Origin of the sequence: Streptomyces sp. NPDC053427 (assembly GCF_044544985.1) — a bacterium.
In the GTDB taxonomy this organism is placed as follows: domain Bacteria; phylum Actinomycetota; class Actinomycetes; order Streptomycetales; family Streptomycetaceae; genus Streptomyces.
This window is the reverse complement of record NZ_JBITYA010000003.1, coordinates 372665-390830: the sequence shown is the minus strand read 5'-3', so window position 1 is coordinate 390830 and position 18166 is coordinate 372665. Positions and strand designations below refer to the sequence as shown.

General features: G+C 68.2%; 18 protein-coding genes. 11 read left to right on the top strand and 7 right to left on the bottom strand.

What is annotated here, in order from left to right:
* The first annotated feature begins 436 nt into the window (after positions 1–436).
* Positions 437–2050: an FAD-dependent oxidoreductase gene (locus ACIGWZ_RS09780; RefSeq protein ID WP_400062635.1), complete on the top strand. Its 1614-nt coding sequence runs from the start codon at positions 437–439 to the stop codon at positions 2048–2050.
* A gap of 52 nt (positions 2051–2102) precedes the next feature.
* The gene (locus tag ACIGWZ_RS09775) at positions 2103–3383 is read left to right on the top strand and encodes a cytochrome P450 (protein WP_400062633.1); all 1281 of its coding nucleotides are present in this window, start codon (positions 2103–2105) and stop codon (positions 3381–3383) included.
* 118 nt (positions 3384–3501) lie between these two features.
* Here ACIGWZ_RS09775 and ACIGWZ_RS09770 read toward each other — a convergent pair whose 3' ends face one another.
* Entirely contained in the window at positions 3502–4608 is a 1107-nt protein-coding gene (locus tag ACIGWZ_RS09770) for an alkene reductase (RefSeq protein ID WP_400062631.1), read from the bottom strand.
* Positions 4609–4883: 275 nt separating this feature from the next.
* Entirely contained in the window at positions 4884–5447 is a 564-nt protein-coding gene (locus tag ACIGWZ_RS09765; protein ID WP_400062629.1) for a TetR/AcrR family transcriptional regulator, read from the bottom strand.
* 122 nt (positions 5448–5569) lie between these two features.
* On the opposite strand from ACIGWZ_RS09765, the gene ACIGWZ_RS09760 reads away from it, so the two are divergent.
* Entirely contained in the window at positions 5570–6781 is a 1212-nt protein-coding gene (locus ACIGWZ_RS09760; RefSeq protein ID WP_400062627.1) for an MFS transporter, read from the top strand.
* Positions 6782–6872: 91 nt separating this feature from the next.
* Positions 6873–7283, top strand: a complete 411-nt coding sequence (locus ACIGWZ_RS09755) for an ester cyclase (RefSeq protein WP_400062625.1) — start codon at positions 6873–6875, stop codon at positions 7281–7283.
* A 163-nt stretch (positions 7284–7446) separates the two neighbouring features.
* Here ACIGWZ_RS09755 and ACIGWZ_RS09750 read toward each other — a convergent pair whose 3' ends face one another.
* Positions 7447–8073 carry an isochorismatase family protein gene (locus ACIGWZ_RS09750; protein ID WP_400062623.1) on the bottom strand — a complete coding sequence of 209 codons (627 nt, stop codon included), beginning with the start codon at positions 8071–8073 and terminating at the stop codon, positions 7447–7449.
* Positions 8074–8296: 223 nt separating this feature from the next.
* Between ACIGWZ_RS09750 and ACIGWZ_RS09745 the strand changes: the two genes are divergently transcribed.
* Positions 8297–8776, top strand: a complete 480-nt coding sequence (locus tag ACIGWZ_RS09745) for a MarR family winged helix-turn-helix transcriptional regulator (RefSeq protein ID WP_400062621.1) — start codon at positions 8297–8299, stop codon at positions 8774–8776.
* Between the two features lie 346 nt (positions 8777–9122).
* On the opposite strand, the gene ACIGWZ_RS09740 is transcribed toward ACIGWZ_RS09745, so the two are convergent.
* Positions 9123–10169: an SgcJ/EcaC family oxidoreductase gene (locus tag ACIGWZ_RS09740; protein ID WP_400062620.1), complete on the bottom strand. Its 1047-nt coding sequence runs from the start codon at positions 10167–10169 to the stop codon at positions 9123–9125.
* 153 nt (positions 10170–10322) lie between these two features.
* A complete protein-coding gene (locus tag ACIGWZ_RS09735; RefSeq protein WP_400062618.1) occupies positions 10323–11141 on the bottom strand; it encodes an alpha/beta fold hydrolase in 819 nt (272 codons plus the stop codon).
* A 280-nt stretch (positions 11142–11421) separates the two neighbouring features.
* Between ACIGWZ_RS09735 and ACIGWZ_RS09730 the strand changes: the two genes are divergently transcribed.
* Positions 11422–12369, top strand: a complete 948-nt coding sequence (locus ACIGWZ_RS09730; RefSeq protein ID WP_400062616.1) for a GlxA family transcriptional regulator — start codon at positions 11422–11424, stop codon at positions 12367–12369.
* A 177-nt stretch (positions 12370–12546) separates the two neighbouring features.
* Here ACIGWZ_RS09730 and ACIGWZ_RS09725 read toward each other — a convergent pair whose 3' ends face one another.
* Positions 12547–12927, bottom strand: a complete 381-nt coding sequence (locus ACIGWZ_RS09725) for a winged helix-turn-helix transcriptional regulator (protein WP_400062614.1) — start codon at positions 12925–12927, stop codon at positions 12547–12549.
* A gap of 109 nt (positions 12928–13036) precedes the next feature.
* Here ACIGWZ_RS09725 and ACIGWZ_RS09720 point away from each other — a divergent pair, with 109 nt between their 5' ends.
* The 4 genes from ACIGWZ_RS09720 to ACIGWZ_RS09705 all read left to right on the top strand — a co-directional run bounded on the left by ACIGWZ_RS09720 (position 13037) and on the right by ACIGWZ_RS09705 (position 15803).
* Complete coding sequence (locus ACIGWZ_RS09720) at positions 13037–13444, top strand: RidA family protein (RefSeq protein ID WP_400062612.1); 408 nt, start codon at positions 13037–13039, stop codon at positions 13442–13444.
* Positions 13445–13578: 134 nt separating this feature from the next.
* Positions 13579–14454: an LLM class flavin-dependent oxidoreductase gene (locus ACIGWZ_RS09715; protein ID WP_400063256.1), complete on the top strand. Its 876-nt coding sequence runs from the start codon at positions 13579–13581 to the stop codon at positions 14452–14454.
* Between the two features lie 255 nt (positions 14455–14709).
* Entirely contained in the window at positions 14710–15069 is a 360-nt protein-coding gene (locus ACIGWZ_RS09710; RefSeq protein ID WP_400062610.1) for a hypothetical protein, read from the top strand.
* The gene (locus tag ACIGWZ_RS09705; RefSeq protein ID WP_400062608.1) at positions 15066–15803 is read left to right on the top strand and encodes a DUF6333 family protein; all 738 of its coding nucleotides are present in this window, start codon (positions 15066–15068) and stop codon (positions 15801–15803) included. Before ACIGWZ_RS09710 ends, ACIGWZ_RS09705 begins: the two co-directional genes overlap by 4 nt.
* A 595-nt stretch (positions 15804–16398) precedes the next feature.
* Here the strand turns inward: ACIGWZ_RS09705 and ACIGWZ_RS09700 are convergent.
* Positions 16399–16932 (bottom strand): EF-hand domain-containing protein, encoded by a 534-nt coding sequence (locus ACIGWZ_RS09700; RefSeq protein WP_400062606.1) that lies wholly within the window; start codon positions 16930–16932, stop codon positions 16399–16401.
* Between the two features lie 452 nt (positions 16933–17384).
* Here ACIGWZ_RS09700 and ACIGWZ_RS09695 point away from each other — a divergent pair, with 452 nt between their 5' ends.
* The gene (locus ACIGWZ_RS09695; protein WP_400063254.1) at positions 17385–18161 is read left to right on the top strand and encodes a (5-formylfuran-3-yl)methyl phosphate synthase; all 777 of its coding nucleotides are present in this window, start codon (positions 17385–17387) and stop codon (positions 18159–18161) included.
* Positions 18162–18166: the final 5 nt, after the last annotated feature.

Below are 18166 nucleotides of genomic sequence, written 5' to 3'. Positions count from 1 at the left end.
GGTCACCAGGTTCCGTCTGACGGGTCATGCACGAAGCCACAGGCGAATTGCGGCAACGGTCACGGTGCCGTGAAAGACATAAGCCCCAAGGCTGAAGCAGCGTCAGAAAAGTCAGCACCGAGTCAGCTCCAGCCCTGCCGGAACGGGCTTCACCCTGCCGAACCTGCACATGCCGAAAGAGGCATCGCCACCCCACGAAGCGCCGGATCCGGGACTGCCCGGTGCTCTCCCACTGCCCGCGCCACCATGACCTGCATGACCTCGGCGACGCCGAGGTCCCGGTAGTCGATCACCGGCCGCGAGAGTGTCGCTGGCCGGCCCGCGGCAGGATGCAGCCCTCACCGTGCTGTGCTCCACTGGAAGAGCAGACGTGACGACGTCCGTGCCTGGAGTGTGACGAAACAGCCGATCCGCAAGGTTCGGAAGGGGCGTCCACATGAAGATCGTCGTCGATCTCACGCGGTGCCAGGGATACGCACAGTGCGCCTTCGCCGCGCCGGATGTGTTCACCATACGGGGGGACGAGGCGCTGCTGTACGACCCCGATCCGGACGACGCGCAGCGGGAGAAGGTCGCGCGGGCCGCGGCGGCCTGCCCTGTCCAGGCCATCTTCCTCGAACGGGAGGACGCCCGGAAGCAGCGGTCCGGGCCCGAGCCGCAGGTGGCCGCCCAAAGCGCGGAAGAAGCGTTCAAGCGCACCGGACGTATGGTCATTGTCGGGGCGTCCCTGGCCGGGCTGCGGGCGGGGTGGACGCTGCGCCGGGAGGGCTTCACCGGCTCGCTGACCGTGATCGGGGACGAGGCTCAACTCCCTTACGACCGGCCGCCGTTGTCCAAGCAGGTCCTCATGGGCCAGGCCGATGCGGGGCGGACCGCGCTCCCCCGCCGCGACGAGATCGGCGTGCACTGGCGGCTGGGAGTCGCGGCCAGCGGCCTTGACCTGGGCGGCAAGCAGGTGGTTCTGGCTGACGGCGAGAAGGTGGGATTCGACCGGTTGCTCATCGCCACCGGGGTGCGGGCCCGCCCGTGGCCGAACGAGGCAGAGGCCGGGCTCGACGGGCTGTTCGTGCTGCGCACGCCGGACGACGCGGACGGGCTGCGGCGAAGGCTGAATGCCGGTCCGGGCCGGGTGCTGATCATCGGTGGCGGGTTCACCGGCTGTGAGATCGCCTCCGCCTGCCGTGAGCTGGGTGTGCCGGTGACGGTCGCCGAGCGGGGGCTGACCCCGCTGGTCGGGGCGCTGGGCACGGTGATCGGCGGTGTCGCGGCGCAGATGCAGCGTGACCACGGGGTCGACCTGCGGTGCGGCGTTCAGGTCGAGGCGTTGGAGGGGGATGCGAACGGACGGCTGCGGCGGGCCCGCCTGTCCGACGGGAGCGTCCTGGATGTCGATGTGGCGGTGGCCGCGCTCGGCAGCATCCGCAACGTCGAATGGCTGGAAGGCTCGGGGCTGGCGGCAGGTGACTGGGGGGTGGCGTGCGATGCGGGGTGCCGCGCTCTCGACGTCAACGGCGTGGTTTCCGACGATGTGTTCGTCGCCGGCGACGTGGCCCGCTGCCCCCATCCCGTCTACGACTACCAGTATCTGGCCCTTGAGCACTGGGGCAACGCGGTCGCCCAGGCGGAGATCGCCGCACACAACATGGTCAGTGCGCAGGGCGAGCGGTGGCCGCACCTGGCGCTACCGGAGTTCTGGTCGACCCAGTTCGGTGTCGAGATCAAGTCCGTGGGCGTGCCGACCTATGCCGACCAGGTCCTCGTCGTCCAGGGATCGGTGGCCCAGCGCCGGTTCGTCGCTGCCTACGGCTACCGCGGGCGCATCACCGCGGCGGTCGCCTTCAACCAGTCCAAGTGGCTGGAGTTCTATGAGGGGTTGATCGACCGGGCGGCGCCGTTCCCGCCCTCCTTCCGCGCCGTCGACCAGCCCATTGACAGGGGCCCGGTGGCAGCCGGGATCCCGGACCGGCCCACCCCTCACGCCACCGTCGTGGTGACCGGCCACAAACCCAGCGACCGCAGGGCCACCTTGGTCCGCAGAACGTACCTGTGACCCCTGCCCGAGCCACTACACGCCGGACCCCCGAGCTGCGGAAGATGCCCCCATGACCCAGACCAGCACCTGGCAGCAGATCCTCGATCCCTCCCACCGCGCCGACCCGTACCCGCTCTACGCCGAGCTGCGCAAGACACCCGTGATACGGCTGGAGGACGGTAGCTATGTCGTGAGCACCTACCGGGAACTCGTCGCCCTGCTCCACGACCCACGGCTCAGCTCGGACATGCGCAACGTCCCCGAGTTGGCCGCCGACTCACCCGCCCGAGCGGCCGAAGAGGGCACTCCCCCACTCCCGCCCACCTTCATCCAGACCGACCCTCCCGAGCACGACCGGCTCCGGCGCCTGCTGACGCGGAACTTCGGCCCGCCCCACCGTCCCGATCGCATCGACACCATGATTCCCCATCTGTTCGAGATCGTGACCAACGAGATCGACGGCTTCGCGGGGAAGGACCGGTCAGGCACGACCCGGGTCGACATCGTCGACGACTTCGCCTACCCCTTCCCGGTCACGGTGATCTGCCAACTGCTGGGCGTGCCCCGCGAGGACGAACCGCGATTCCAGGCAATGTCCGAAGCGGTCACCAAGGCCACCGACCCGACCACCGGAGGGATCGCGGAACGGCAGCGGCGACACGCGAAGGCCATCGCCGACCTCGGGCAGTACTTCGCCCAGCTCCTCGACACCCGCCACGGCCAATCGGGCGACGACCTGCTCTCCGGGCTCCTCAACGGCGACGGCGACGAGGCGGCGATGTCCCCCGAAGAGGTACTGAGCAACGCGGCCCTGCTGCTCGTCGCCGGCCACGAGACGACCGTCAACCTCATCACCAACGGCATGCTCACCCTCCTGCGGCACCCCGATGTGCTCGACCGGCTACGCGGCGGCGACGAACCCGATCTGGCCGCCCGGGTGGTCGAGGAACTCCTGCGCTACGAACCACCGGTGCAGTTTCTGTCCAACAACCGGAACACCCTGGATGACATCGAGGTCGCCGGCACCACCATCCCCAAGGGCTCACCCGTCACCCTCGTGCTGGCCGCCGGCAGCCGCGACCCCGAATTCGTCCCGGACCCCGACCGCTTCGACCCCGATCGCGAGCACAACGAGCACCTCGGCTTCGGCGGCGGCATCCATTACTGCTTCGGTGCCCCATTGGCCCGTCCCGAGACGCAGATCGCCCTCACTGAGCTCGCACGCCGGCTGAAGAACCCCCGACTCGTCGCCGACCCACCGCCCTACCGCGCGAACGCCGGTCTGCGCGGCCCCCGCCATCTCCTCGTCGAGATCGACGGCGTCAACCCCGCGCAACACCGGACCCCGTGAGCAGGCAGCTTGCAAGGGTCACTCGCATACCTGGGAGGACGTCGAGGCCAAGGTCTGCGACGTCATCGTCACCGGCATGGTCGCGTTGACCCGCATGAACCCCGAGGCGGCGGCCGTCTCAGCCTTGCAGCGGCGGGTAGTCGGTGTAGCCGGCGACGTCCGGGCCGTAGATGAGGTCCGGCTTCGGTTCGGCGAGCGGCGCGCGGGAAGCGAACCGGGCCGGCAGGTCCGGGTTGGCGATGAACGCCTGTCCGTAGGCGACGAGATCCACCAGGTCATCGGCAAGAAGTGCATTGCCCCGGTGCTGATCGATCCCGACGTTCGCGATGACGGTGCCCTGATAGAGCTTCCGGAAGTGCCGGAACATCTCGTCGCCGGCCAGATCCTTGAGCGGTCCTGCGGCGGGATCCGCCATCATCCCCATGAGCAGCAGATGCGACAGATCGTAGTCATTGAGGCGTCCGATCACGTGCTCGCTGTCCGCGAGTGCGTCGGCCCCGGCGACGAATTCTCCCCTCTCGGACCAGGCAGGCCCGGCCTTCACACCAACGCGCCGCAGGTCGACGGACGCGCTGACGGCTTCGATGATCTCGAAGAGGAACCGGGCGCGGTTCTCGATCGGGCCGCCGTAGTCGTCCGTGCGCACATTGGTGCGGGGGTTCAGGAACTGGCTGATCAGGTAGTTGAAGCCTGCCTGCAGCTGAACGCCGTCGAATCCTGCCGCCATGGCGTTGCGGGCAGCTCTCGCGAAGTCGGTGATTGTCCTTTGGATGTCGCGCTTCGACATGGCAAGGGGCACCGCGGTGGGCTTTCGGCCGGTCGGTGTCGGTGCCAGCAGCCCCGGGTTGACGGCCGAGGGCGCGAGGGGCGCGCGACCGTCGAAGAAGTCGGGGTGCGAGGCGGACCCGGTGTGCCACAGCTGGGCGAAGATGACACCGCCCGCGTCGTGGACCGCGTCTGTCACCGGTTTCCAGTGAGCAACCTGCTCGTCGGTGAACAGCCCCGGCACGTCGTGCCATCCGACCGCCTCGGGGCTGATCCACACGCCCTCGGAGATGATCAGGCCGGCGGATGCCCGCTGCGCGTAGTACTGGGCGTGCAGCTCGGTGGGCAGCAGTTCACGGTTGCGGGCCCGCGACCGCGTCATCGGTGCCATGACCACGCGATTGGCCAGGGAGTCGTCGCGCAACCGGTAGGGCTGAAGCAGGGGCTGAGTCGAAGACATATTCGCCACTCCTGGTGCGAAGGAGACGCTTCTGTCGTGTTCCGCGGGCGGTCCATCTATGGGGTGGCGCGAGCCCGCCGAATAGTTAATGCACGAACCTGTGCTTTAGCTCGAGGCTAGCACCCGCATGACACTAACGCAAAGGACTGTGCTTCAAGGGGACGGGTGGGTAGCCGCAACCGTGCGGACCGCCGCCCCGTACAGGCGCAAACACGGAAGACCCACCGACCGCGGCCCCGGCCGACGCGCCGAAGCCGCTCGCAGAGAGGCGAGGATCAGGCGGACCGGCCGCAGAGGTCGTCGACATAGGTGCGCGCATCCAGCTCGGACAGCGTCCAGGGAAGGAAGATGACCCGGTAGATGATGGGGGCTACCAGCTTGTCAACGACCTGGTTTTCACTGAAGGTACTGCCGGGCCGGCCGGCGAAGGCGGCCGCTTCGGCCCGTCGGTCGCGCAGGCAGTCCGACTCGCTCCCGCCCGCCGCGGCGGCCCCGCCACGCAGAAGGGCGGCGTTCACCGGTTTGCTGTAGTGGGTGATCAACTCCCGTGCCCACGCCGTCAGATCGGCACGCAGGTCTCCACTGTCGGGCAGACCACGGTCCCGATCGAGCCGGTAGGTAGCCAGATCGTTGATCATGGTCCGGGCGTCGCCCCAGCGCCGGTAGATGCTGGAGTGATTGACCCCCGCCCGCTCCGCGACCATCGGGATCGTGACGGCGTCACTGCCGCGCTCGGCGATCAGTTCCTCAACGGCCTTCCTGATGGACATCAGCACCACGGCGCTTCGGCCGCCGGTGCGCCGGCGCGGGGACGATTCAGCAACCATGCACCACACCATAACGCACACCCCTTGGCATTAAGGGCTCTCCGGGTTTACCGTGAATCTAACGCACAAACTTTGGCCTTAGGAGGCCCGAGGTGTTCCGCACCGTTTCACGGCAGACCCGAGGCCCCGCCCGCGTGGCTTCCGAATCCGTTCGGGCCCGCCAGATACTTCCTCCCTTCGCAACCTTCGCCGGATCCGCCGCCGCGTTCGCGGCGCTGTACGTGGCAGCAGGCGCGCCCACACCGCTCCTGGTCGTCTTCGAGCAGCAATGGCACTTCCCCGCCTGGGTTCTGACAGTGACCTTCTCCTCCTATGCGCTCGGACTCCTCGCGGCTCTCCTCTTCGCAGGCTCGCTGTCCGACCACACAGGGCGCCGTCCCGTGCTGGTCGGCTCACTGGTCGTGGAGCTCGCCGCGATGCTCATGTTCGCCTTCGCTCCGAACATCGGCTGGGTCATCGCCGCCCGCACCATCCAGGGAGTCGCCACAGGAGCAGCCACGAGCGCGTTCTCGGCCTCGGTCGTGGAACACGCCCCGCAGCGGCTCAAGCAGTTGGGCACGATCATCACCAGCATCGCCCCGGCCGGCGGGCTGGGCCTGGGAGCCCTGCTTACCGGTCTGGCGATCCAGTTCAGTAGCCACGCGAATGCGCTCGTGTTCTCGGCTCTCGCACTGATCATGGTCGTCGGTACAGCGGTCGTCGCGTTCTCCGCGGAGACGGTCTCCCCGCGGCCGGGAGCGGCGCGGTCCCTGATTCCCCGCGTCTCCGTGCCGGAAAGGGCGCGCCGCGAGTTCACTGCGAGCGTCCCCGTTCACATGGCCGCATGGATGCTGGGAGGTCTGTTCATGGGGCTCGTACCGACCATCATCCGAGACCTGCTGGGCCTGCACAGCGGTCTGCTGAACGGTGCCACGGCCTTCATCGAGCCCGCGACGGCCGCCGCGGCCGGCGTCTTCCTCGGCCGTCTGCCGGCCCGGCGCACCATCCTCGTCGGCGGCGCGGGCGTGCTGCTGGGCACCGCGGTGATCGAGGCCGGTGTGGCCGCCGGCATGCTCTCCCTGCTGTGGGTGGGGGGCATCATCGGCGGTGTGGGATTCGGAGCGTCATTCTCCGGCGCCATCCGCACCATCGCCCCACTCGCACAGCCGCACCAGAGTGCCGGGCTCTTCGCGTCCGTCTACCTGGTCGCCTACCTGAGCTTCGACATCCCGGCGATCATCGCGGGCCTCCTGGTCGCTCCGGTCGGTCTGCTGGGAACCGTCCTCGGCTACGGCGCCGCCGTCATCGCCGTCGCAGCCCTCGGGCTCTTCGCGCAGTACCGCATCAGCGGACGTCACTTCCCCTGAATGCGGGGAGTGTCCAGGAACACCCTCCTGCTCACCACATCACCGCATCACCGCATCAGAAGCGCTTCATCAGACAGAAGGTGACCACCTCATGAGCACCGTCGAGGACAGGAACAAGGCCGTCGTCCGCGAGGCGTTCGACACCCTGTTCAACAAGCGGGACTACGCCACCGCCGAGCGGTTCTGGTCCCCCGACTACCTTCAGCACAGCGCCCACATCGCACCCGGCCGGGAAGGACTCTTCGACCTCGTCAGGAGCCTGCCGGCGGAGCTGCGGCACGAATGCGAACTGGTCATGGCCGACGGGGACATGGTCATGGTGCGCGGCCGGTTCTCCGGACACGGCCAGCCCGCCCCGTGGATCGCCACCGACTTCCTCCGCATCGAGAACGGCATCCTCGCCGAGCACTGGGACGTGATCGAGGAGGAAGCCACCCGCGAACAGTCCCTGAGCGGCCTGCCGATGTACGGCGACGACTTCCCCGAGGAGCGCGGAGCATGAACACCTATCGCGTCACGCACGTGACCCAACCCAACGGCACACTGCGTCTGACCGAGAACGAGGTGCCACCGCCCGGCGCCGGCAAGGTCGGGATCGCCGTGGAGGCATGCGGTGTCTGCCACTGGCCAGCGCCACGAACGACGTCAGCGAGCTCCTCGGACCTCTAGGCTTGGTACGCGGCGGAGATCTGGCCGACCAGGACGGCGAACGGCATGTCGAGTGCGGCATAGCAGGGTCCGGCCTCGGGGGACGCGTTGTCGGCCAGGGCCTCGACCATGAGGGTGGCGTAGTCGCTGACGATGACGCCTGCCTGCTGCATGCGCAGCAGTCCGGTCTCTCGCTTGGTCTGGCTGAAGGTGCCGGAGGCGTCCACGGCAACGTAGGCGTCGTACCCGGCGGCCGTCGCGGAGATCGCGGGCAGTGCCGCGCATACCTCGAGCGACACTCCGGCGAAGATCAGCTTTCGCCGGCCGGTGCCCTCGATGGCCTCGCGGACCCGGTCGTCGTGCCAGGCGTTGACCGTGCTGCGGTCGATGATCTTCTGTCCGGTCGGCAGCGCCTCGACCAGCTCGGGGGTGGTCGGCCCCCACATGCTGTCGGCCGCGGTGGTGGTGACGACCAGCGGGATGCCCAACACGGTCGCCGCCCGTGCCAGCGCCACCGCGTTGTGCTTCAGCTCCCCGACGGGGATGTCCCGGACGCCGGACAGCAGGCCCACCTGGTGGTCGACCAGCACCACGGCGGCGTTCTCCCGGGTGACCGGCTCCAGGAACTTGTTGCGCTCGCTCATCTTCCGCTCCTTTGAGGGTTGAGCCACAGCCTCACTGGTCACTAAACTTGATAGTCATTATTCGTGACTACTTGAGGCTATGCCGCGGTCCTCCGAAGCGCAAGCAAATGGTCGCCTCGGGTCCGTCGGGGCTGGGTCGCGATGTCCAAGCCCACTGGGCGGGTGACTAAAATCGCTGGTCACACGGCACAGGCGGCGGACGGCCGCCGAGATGGGAGCGGCATTGAACGGGCACCAGGCTGCGGAACCGGACCTCGGCGTGCTCGCCGCCCGGATTCTCTTCTCCGTTCAGCGTGAGCTGTTCACCGAGCTCGCCAAGCAGGGTTTTGACGACATTCGGCCCCGCGCCGGCGCCGTCCTCGCCCACCTGCGCGCCGACGGCATCCGGGCCAGCGAACTCGCCCGCGCCTCCGGACAGCACAAGCAAGTGATCGGCTCCCTCATCGACGACCTCGAACGTCTGGGCTACGTCGACCGCAAACCCGACCCTGCGGACCGCCGCGCGAAACTGGTCTGCCCCACCGAACGTGGCCTTCTGCAGATGGAGGCCGCCGCCTCCATCATGCGCACGATCGAGGAACGCCACGCCAAGGCACTGGGGAAGCAGGAGTACGCCGCCTTGAAGGCGGCTCTCCAACGTGTGGCCGATCTCCCACGCAAGGTCCCGCACGGTAGTCAGGACACCGGGACGAAGCCAGGATAACTGGGCGACGGGTAAGGCTGGTTGAGCATCGTCGCTCCATGAACGGACCTGCTGGAAACGGAACATGTGGCACGTCCTCGAGCCACGAGGCGATCGAGCCGTCGCTGCTCCGCCGCCGCCCAGTGTCCTACCCGCTCGGGGTCGAGGGGCGTGCCGTGGCCGACGTGGAGCTTGGTGGGGCAGAGGGCCGGCAGCATGCGCAGGCTCGCCAGGTTGCCGAGCCTCCCCTCGTGGAAGAGCGGGTTGACTGGCCGCCCCTTGACGAAGCCCATCAACGGGGTGGCCACGAGATCTCCGGCCACCGGGTCGCCGTTTCCGGTGAGGACGGAGACGGAGCCGACGGTGGTCAGCTGAAGTACGGGTCGTCCACGACGTGGACCCAGCCGCCATCCGGCTGGCGTCGAAGTACTTCGGTGGTGGTGGAGTTCACCGGTTCCGGTCCGACCCCGGTGAGGGTGGCGTTGTTCGACACCAGGGCAACGTCGCCGACCTGGCGGATGTCGCGCAGTTCGAGCGTGAGGCGGGCGCCCCTGTCGATCATCTGCTGCAGCGCCTCGCGGATGGCGTCCGTGCCCGCCAGGTGGGTTCCGGGGACGGGGACGAAGTGGGCGTTCGGCTCGTAGAGCGACACCAGGCCCTCGATGTCACCGGCGTCCAGGTACTCCATGAACAACGCGCCCACCTGCTGTGGTGTCTCGGCGCGGCGCCGGGCGGTGACGCCGACCGGCTTGTCGCCCCAGCCGGCCGCGGCGAGCAGGTCGTACCAGCTGGGTTGGGCGCCGTAGGGCAGGTGGCGGCGCAGCAGGTCGCCCGGGAAGGTCAGCGGGGACGCCTTGTGGGGCTTGGTCTTGGCCTGGGTGACGATGGCGTCGCTGAGCGCGTAGGCCAGGTCCTGACGCGGGAGCAGGGCGTGCACGTGGTCGGCGAGGCCGGGCGGAAGGCTCTCACGCTGGACTCCGAGGATGTCGGTGCCGATGCCCGCCTGGGTCAGCGCCACCTCCGTGCCCTTGCGCGGGGCGATGCCGTCCGAGGTGTGCAGGGCGATGGCGTCCCAGGCGATGGCGATACGCCGTTCCTCGACCCCGTGCTCGCGGAGGAATGCCGCTGCGGTGTCGGCGCCGTCGACTTCGAAGCGCTGGTCGCCGTTGCCCTCCTCGCTCAGTCCGATGTCGTGCAGGACGCAGGAGACGAACAGCAGCTCGTCGTCGTAGTCGGTACCGGCGCGCAGGCCCTGGTTCTGGGCATGGGCGCGAGCGAAGACGTAAGAGCGCACGCTGTGATGGAAAACGAAGGCGGGCGTGCCCTGTGCCGCATAGGCGTATGTGTCTCGGGTGAGGCTCGTGTCGGGGAGGCTGAGCTGCTCGAAGACGGACAGGTGTGCGTCGGTGGTCACGGTGTGTTCTTTCGTCGGGTGCCCCGGTCCGGGACAGATCGATGGGGTGCGGTGGCTGGGCGGCGCGCTCGCGCGTGCCGGGTGTTGCGTGCGCACGGCACGTGGAGCAACGGCCGATCGCCCCGCGGCGGATGTGCGGCTGGAGCGGTGTGCTTACAGCTGGGCGACGAACGCGCCGATGTGCGCGGCCACTTGGTCGGGCACCTCAAGCGGTGAGAGGTGGCCGGTGTCCTTCAGAACGGCCAGCGAGGCGGTCGGAATCAGCGGCAGCAGGTGGTCGGCGAGCACGGTCGGCGGGTCGACCTTGTCGTGACTGCCCGCGAGAACCAGCACCGGCACGTCGATGGCTGAGACGCCGGCCGACACGTCCTGGACCAGGCCCTGGCGCGGCCACGCGAGACGGGCCTGGTCGCCGCCGCGCAGACTGTCCTCGACCACCTGCCGACGCAGCTCGGGAGTCAGCCCGCCATGGGTCAGCATCAAGTCGATGCTCTGCAGAACCGCCTCCTCGCTGTCGTAGGCGCGGGAAACCGTCTCCTGCACCTGCGCGGTCACCCCGATCGGCGCGGGCGGCGCGGGCGCCACGAGGACGACTCCCCTCAATCCCTCGGGCTTGCGTGCGGCCAGCATCTGGGCCGCCTTGCCGCCCATGGAGTGCCCGACGAGCACATAGCGGGAGCATCCGAGCGCGTCGATGACCCGCTGGGCGTCGTCCGCGAGCTGCTCCAGGCCATAGGGTCCCGGCACGCTCGTCGAGTCGCCCCATCCGCGCTGGTCATAGGCCACGAAGCCCTGGCCGGGGTCCAGACGCTGCAGCACCGGGAACCAGGTGCGCCGTGAGCCTCCCCAGTAGTGCAGGAAGATCAGCGCCGGGCCATCACCCTCGCGGACATGGGCGTACACCTGACCGCCCCGCACGTCGACGAAGCGGCCCACCACATTCTGCGAAGTCATTGTCAGTTCCTCGTCCACGGCCCGGGCTCTCGGACCGCTCCACCGGTGTGTGGAGCTGGTTGCCCCGCACTCGCTATTCGATCCTTCTCCGGAACCCGCCTTCCGGACCACGGCTTATCTGCCGACATACGCATTTTTTGGGCCAGGATGGGCCAGGATGGTGCGGATGAGCCAGTACTCTCCGGCCGCACGAACTACACGATGAACAGCGGGTTTGCCAAGCAAACGCCCTTGAAGCCGAGCAGGGTGTCCCACTGGCCCTCCCTGAGAAATGGGCGACGGCCGTAACATTGCAGCCATGAACAAGCACCGCGTCATGGTCCTGGCGCTGGACGGCGTGCTGCCCATGGATCTGGGAATCCCCACACAGATCTTCAACGCCCGTCCGAACACCCCCTACGAGCTCACGGTGTGCGGCGACACCGAGGAGGCCGTGACCACCAGCGCCGGTTTCAGCCTCGGGCTGACCGCGGGCCTCGAAGCGCTCGCCGATGCGGACACCATCATCGTCCCGGGATTCGAGGGCTTCCGGCGCCCTCCGCACCCACGGGTGAGGGCCGCTCTCAAGCTCGCCGGCCGCGCAGGGATACGCATTGCCTCCATCTGCACCGGCGCCTTCGCCGTCGCCGCGGCCGGACTGCTCGACGACCGCACCGTCACCACCCATTGGGCCAGCGCGGACGACCTCGAAGAGCTCTACCCCCGGCTGCGCGTCGACCGCAACGTCCTCTACATCGACAACGACACCATCCTGACTTCCGCAGGCGTCACGGCCGGCATCGACCTGTGTCTGCACATGGTCCGCAAAGACCTCGGCGCGGCCGTCGCGAACGACATCGCCAGAGAAATTGTCGCCGCCCCGCACCGTGACGGCGGACAGGCCCAATACATCACGAGGAGCCTCCCCGACCCCCAGGCCACCACGCTCGCCGACACCCGCGAGTGGGCCCTGCGCAGCCTGGAAGAGGACCTCACCATCCCCGAACTCGCCGACCACGCCGGCGTCTCCCCACGCACCCTGACCCGCCTATGGCGCCAGGAAACCGGCGTCAGCCCCCACCAATGGCTCGTCGCCGCACGCATCAACCGTGCACGCGAACTCCTGGAGACCACCGACCTCCAGGTGGAACAGATCGCCACCCGCTGCGGCCTCGGCAGCGGCGCCAACATGCGCGCCCGATTCCGCGACACCGTCGGCATCACGCCCACGGCGTATCGCCGCGCCTTCCAGCACCAGACTGCCTGACGGCGCGGATCAGGCGGGGTCGCCGCGGAGTTCGCCGACGCAGGCGCGCGTCCGCCTCGGGTCCAGGGCAGGGACCAGCCCGCCCCATGGATCGGTTGCCGCTGCCCTTCGCTTTTACGGGGAGCGTGCGTCCGGACGGGGTGATGCCCGGGCTGGAATGTGCGAGTGCCGCGCCGGTCAGGCGTCGAAGCGACGGCGGGAGGCTTCGATGTGACCGAGGTACTGGTGGGTCCAGTCGCACAGTCCGTCGATCGTCACCCGCAGGGCCTGGCCCGCCTCGGTGAGGGTGTACTCGACCCGCGGCGGCACGACGGGATGCACCGTCCGCTCGATCAGACCGTAGCGCTCCAGCATGCGCAGGTTCTGGGTGAGCATCTTGTGGCTGATGCCCTCGATCTCGTTCCGCAACTCGCTGAAGCGCAGGGTGCGTTCACCGAGAGACTCGATGATCAGGAGCGCCCACTTGTTGGCGACGTCCGAGAAGATCTCCCGCGCCAGAGAGTCCGCACGCCTCAGGTCCGCATCCTCGGGCGAGCCGCTGAACTGCTTGGTCACCATCAGGTTCCCCAGTCACTGAAAAGTGCGTTCTTCCATGTCAGCGGCCACTCTCCTACGGTTTCCGAGTAACCACAAGAGAGCGGCTCGCAGAGCAATGGAGGCAGGCACCATGAGCATCACCCTGATGAACCCCAAGGGATTGCCGGAGATCGACGCCTACCGGCAGGTGTCGATCGCCACCGGGTCGAAGCTGGTCTTCATCGCCGGGCAGGTCGCCTGGGACGTCGGCGGTGTCACGGTCGGCGAAGGCGATCTCGCCGCGCAGGTCGAGCAGTGCTACCTCAACATCAACGCCGCCCTGGCCGAGGCCGGTGGCTCCTTCGACGATGTGGCGAAACTGACCGTGTATGTCGTCGACTGGACCCCTGACAAGATGCCTGCGCTCCTTGAGGGGATCGCCCGGGCGGCCGCGAAGCTGGGCGTCGCCCCGGTACCGCCGGCCACGCTGCTGGGCGTCGCGGCACTGGACGTCCCCGAGCACCTGGTCGAGATCGAAGCCACCGCCGTCATCGACTGAACGCACGATCTTCGCGCTGCGACTGTCTGATGCCCTTTCGCGGGCGCTCACGGATGTCCGCGCTCGACGGGGGCGAGAAGGAGTTGTTCCTCCAGCTCGCCGGCGCCGCCGGTATCGAAAGGACCAACGGCTCCATGCCGCACACACCCCGGCCCCGTTTCGGGATCATGACCGCCCCCTCGCAGGTCGACTTCCACGAGGTACTGCGCGTCTGGCACGAGGCAGACACCATCCCGGAGATCGAGCATGCGTGGTTGTTCGATCACCTCATGCCGATCGGCGGCGACCCGGCCGGTCCGGCCTACGAGGGCTGGACACTGCTCTCGGCCCTTGCCGCCCACACCCGACGACTGCGGCTCGGCGTGCTGGTGACCAGTAACCGGTTCCGGCCGCCCGCGATGCTGGCCAAGATCGCCACGACCGTCGACATCGTCTCCGGCGGACGGCTCGACTTCGGCATCGGCGTCGGCTCACGCCCCAGCCATCCCCTGGCCCGCCGTGAGTACGAAGCACACGGCCTGCCCTTCCACGACACCGCGCACGCCGTGGGGAGCCTCGCCGAAGCCTGCACGGTGATCCGGCGGTTGTGGACCGAGGAGGAACCGTTCGACTTCCACGGCACCTACCACCACCTCATCGGAGCGTTCGGCAACCCCAAACCCGTCCAGCGCCCCCACCCGCCGATCCTCATCGGCGGACGCTCGGCCCCGACGCTGCGCGTGGTCGCCGAGCACGCCGACCTGTGGAACATCCCCGGCGGCGACATCGACGATGCCGCCCGCCGCAGCGCACTGCTGGACCGCTACTGCGCCGAGATCGGCCGCGACCCCGCCTCGATCACCCGCTCGATCCACCTGCCCGTCTCCTACGACCGGCCCAGCATCACCCAGGACGCGATCGGCGACGCGATCGACGCCGGCTTCCGACACATCGTCCTCGGACTGCCGGCGCCCTACCCCGCCGACGTCGCACGGTGGGTCACCGACGAACTCATCAGCACGTCGGCCTAACGTGACCGAGCCGTCGCCACAACGTACGTCGTCGGCTGCTGCTGCTGCTGCTGCTGAATATCGAACTGCCCACCCGAAAGGCCCTGCGCACGCCACCTGCTCCTGCACGCGCCGCCCGCGAGTAGGCCGGGGCCGGTGTTGAGCGGCGTATCGACGCTCGCCGTCGGCGGGTGTATCTGTGTGCAACCGGGCAAGGGGGCTGCGCCCCTGTCTCTGGGCACTCAAAGCGTCGGGCGAGACGGAAGAGGCGGCAGCGTGTCGAACGACTCCATCGGAATCGTGGCATGCGGGGCGGCCGCCATGCTCCTCTTCAGGGTCACACTGCGGGACGCCGTCGTGGTACTGCGGCTGCGGCGACACGGGATATACACGCGGGGCGTCGTGGTCGACAACGTGAGGTTCCACGGCAGTCACGGGGCCACCTGGGTACCGGTCATCACCTTCGTCGACCAGCGTGGGTATCGGGTGGAGTTCTCACCGCCGATGCGCGGGTCCGGAATGGGGCTGCCGACAGGCCGGGAAGTGCCAGTGGTGAGCGCCCTGACGGGCCAACGGCCCTCTCCTGTACCGCAGTTCAAGGGAACCGTTTTCCGGCCGCTACGGTGGCCCGCATGACTGATCAAAGCTTCTGGACCATACCCCCAACCGAGATGGTCCGCGGCTCCATGGTCCACGGCAACCTGACCGTCTTCCAGCCGCCGTTCGCCTCGGACACGGCCGGGTTCCCGGTACATGATCCGGGCCGGGCCGCCGCCTTCGCCGCGTCTTTGTCGAGCGTGGATGCGGTGCTGGAAGACCTCGGCCCGCGCTCGGCCGCCAACCCACCGGTCTTCAGCACGCTCGCGGACCTGGACATCGTCCATGCCGGCGCCTGGGGCAATGTGCTGGCCGTCTGCGACCCGGCGTTCGTCTCCGACGGCGACGACAATCCCCTCCTTGGCGAAGCAACGGCCCTGCGCGAACGCTTCCCCGACGCGCGGATCGTGGGACGCGTCGAGACCCACTGCGGAGCCACACGCACCGAAGACCTCGTATGGCTGCCCGACGGGACGATGTTCCACGCTGCCGGATGGACCGGTGACGAGCCGTTCGTCGTCTTCGGAGACCCCGCAGCGGTTCTCGCCGCTCTCGGCATGACGCAGAAGGACCTCGACAACAACGACGAGTTGGACACCTTCATCGACCTGGACGACGACCCGAACCAGATCGAATGGGGAGTGTTCGCCGGCCTGGCCCTGGGGGCCGCCGACCCGTGGGGCGTTCCCGGCCTGAACCTGTCGGCGCTGCGCGTGCGGCACACCGAGTCGGCCACGGCCGACATGGAAGACGCGTACTTCATCGGCCGGTGACGGGGCGAACCTCCCTCATCACGAACCGAGTTGGCATGTCGAAGCGCCGATATCCCGTGCACATTCGTCTGGGCGGTCCCCGAGCGGGAGCGGGCGGCGCGTACACGTAACGGGGCCCAATGCGCCACCCACACCCCTCACGCCTCCACCAGAAGTCATGGTGAAACCATTGGGCGAACCGGCGCTTCGCCTCCTCGAAAGGTCGGCGATTGACACTCCCCCACGGTGGATGTGCACTCATGCGGATGAGCCGGGTCGGTACATGGCGCCCGCCCCGGCCGCGGCCGTTTCTCCATTCCTCGTGGCCTACCCGGTGACGGGAATCTGCTTTCCTCACGCTGATGTCCAGCGGCGTGTCAGCGAAGATGGCAAGCACGTTGCCGTAGCCAAAAGCCCGCATAGGCGCCACACACGATTCGACTGCATCGCGGGACACCATCGAAAGATCTCTGGCCAGGTTCTTGCGCTCCTGGAAGGCGCGGGAGGCGACCATTCGGCAAATGAGCGCGGCTGTGGCGCAGTCAGTGATCGGAGCGGTCCTGCTGGGAGCCCGGTGGCTCGCCCCGCACGGTGCGAGCCACCGGGCCGGGCTGGATCAGGCTGCCGGAGAGGTCGTCAGCAGGTCCGCGGGGATACCGCCTTTGTCGGGAGCGTAGAAGTTCTTGATCTCGGATTCCCAGACGTCCACCCGGACCCGGTCGTCATCATCGGGCGCGAAGGCGTCGAAGAGTGCATGGATGTTCGGCAGGTCGAAGCCAACCCCCCTCATCATGCCGACGAACACCGGGCGGCTGACAGTACCGCTGCTGTCCAGGTCACCGAGACGCGCGAAGCCGGCGGCGAACTCGTCAGTTGCTCCGCTGAAGCGCTCCGGCGACAGGACGCACGCCTGGAAATCGTCGTAAGTGATCCGGCCGTCGTCGTTGGTATCGAGTTCACCGGCCAGTGTGTTCCAGTAGCGCCTGAAGCTGGCCCGCATGGCCTGCTTCCGTGCTTCGTCGGCTTCGGGGACGGCTGCGGCGACCCGGCTGCTCATCAGATCGAAGTCGCTGGATTCCAGGACACCGTTTCCGTCGGCGTCGAACAGGGTGAACACGAGTTTGACCCGGTTGATCGCTTCGTTCCGCATCGGCTCTTGCCTTTCGTTGGACCAGGAGACGGGACGGCCGTACGTGCCGGCTGCACCGTACGGTTCGCGACGGCCCGGCAGTGCACCGGTCAGCCGCCGGCAGGTGCGGTGAACACCCGCGCAGGGCGGGGGAGCCTGTGTCCGGTGGCCGGTCGTTCGGCCGTCGCGCTGTCACTATGCGGGCTGCGGAATCCGGTGCCCGAGGGAAGACGGGCTGTTCAACGGAATGGATGAAACTGGCGCCGTTCCGGCATGGAACATGCACCGATAGGAACTTCCCGAACCGGGGATGGGACAGCTGGTTCGTACCGGCGTGCACGGCGCGCTGCGCACGCCGCCAATACCCCGTTCAGTCTCCGCGCGCCCTACCGGCGGTCACGGGCCAGCCCAATGATGTTCAGGCCGCAAGAATTCCCAGCGACTCCGCACACCTGCTTCCCGGCCAGGTGGAAATGCGGTGGAAGGAGCTCACATTGTTGCTTCTTATCTCCCCGGACAGCGTCGAGGAGGCCCTCGAATGCGCGAAGGCCGCGGAGCATCTCGACATTGTCGATGTGAAGAAGCCCGACGAGGGCTCGCTGGGTGCGAACTTCCCGTGGGTCATCAGAGAGATCCGCGATGCGGTCCCGGCGGACAAACCGGTGTCCGCCACCGTGGGAGACGTGCCGTACAAGCCCGGCACAGTGGCCCAGGCGGCACTCGGTGCGGCCGTCTCCGGAGCCACCTACATCAAGGTCGGCCTCTACGGATGCACGACGCTCGTCCAGGCCATCGACGTGATGCGAGGGGTCGTCCGGGCGGTGAAGGACTATCGGCCGGATGCCTTCGTCGTCGCCTCGGGATATGCGGATGCCCACCGCATCGGCTGCGTCAACCCGCTCGCACTGCCCGACATCGCCCTGCGCTCCGGCTCCGACGCAGCCATGCTCGACACCGCGGTCAAGGACGGAACACGGCTGTTCGACCATGTTTCGCCTGAGATCTGCGCGGAGTTCGTGCGGCGGGCCCACGAAGCCGATCTGCTCGCCGCCCTGGCGGGCAGCGTGAAGGTGGAAGACCTCGGTGTACTGAACCGCATCGGCACGGACATCGTGGGGGTTCGCGGGGCGGTATGCGAGGGCGGCGACCGCAACACCGGGAGGATTCAGCCGCAGCTGGTGGCTGCCTTCCGGGCGGAGATGGACCGGCACGCCCGAGAACACAGGGCTGCCGCGACCGCCGCAAGCTGACCACC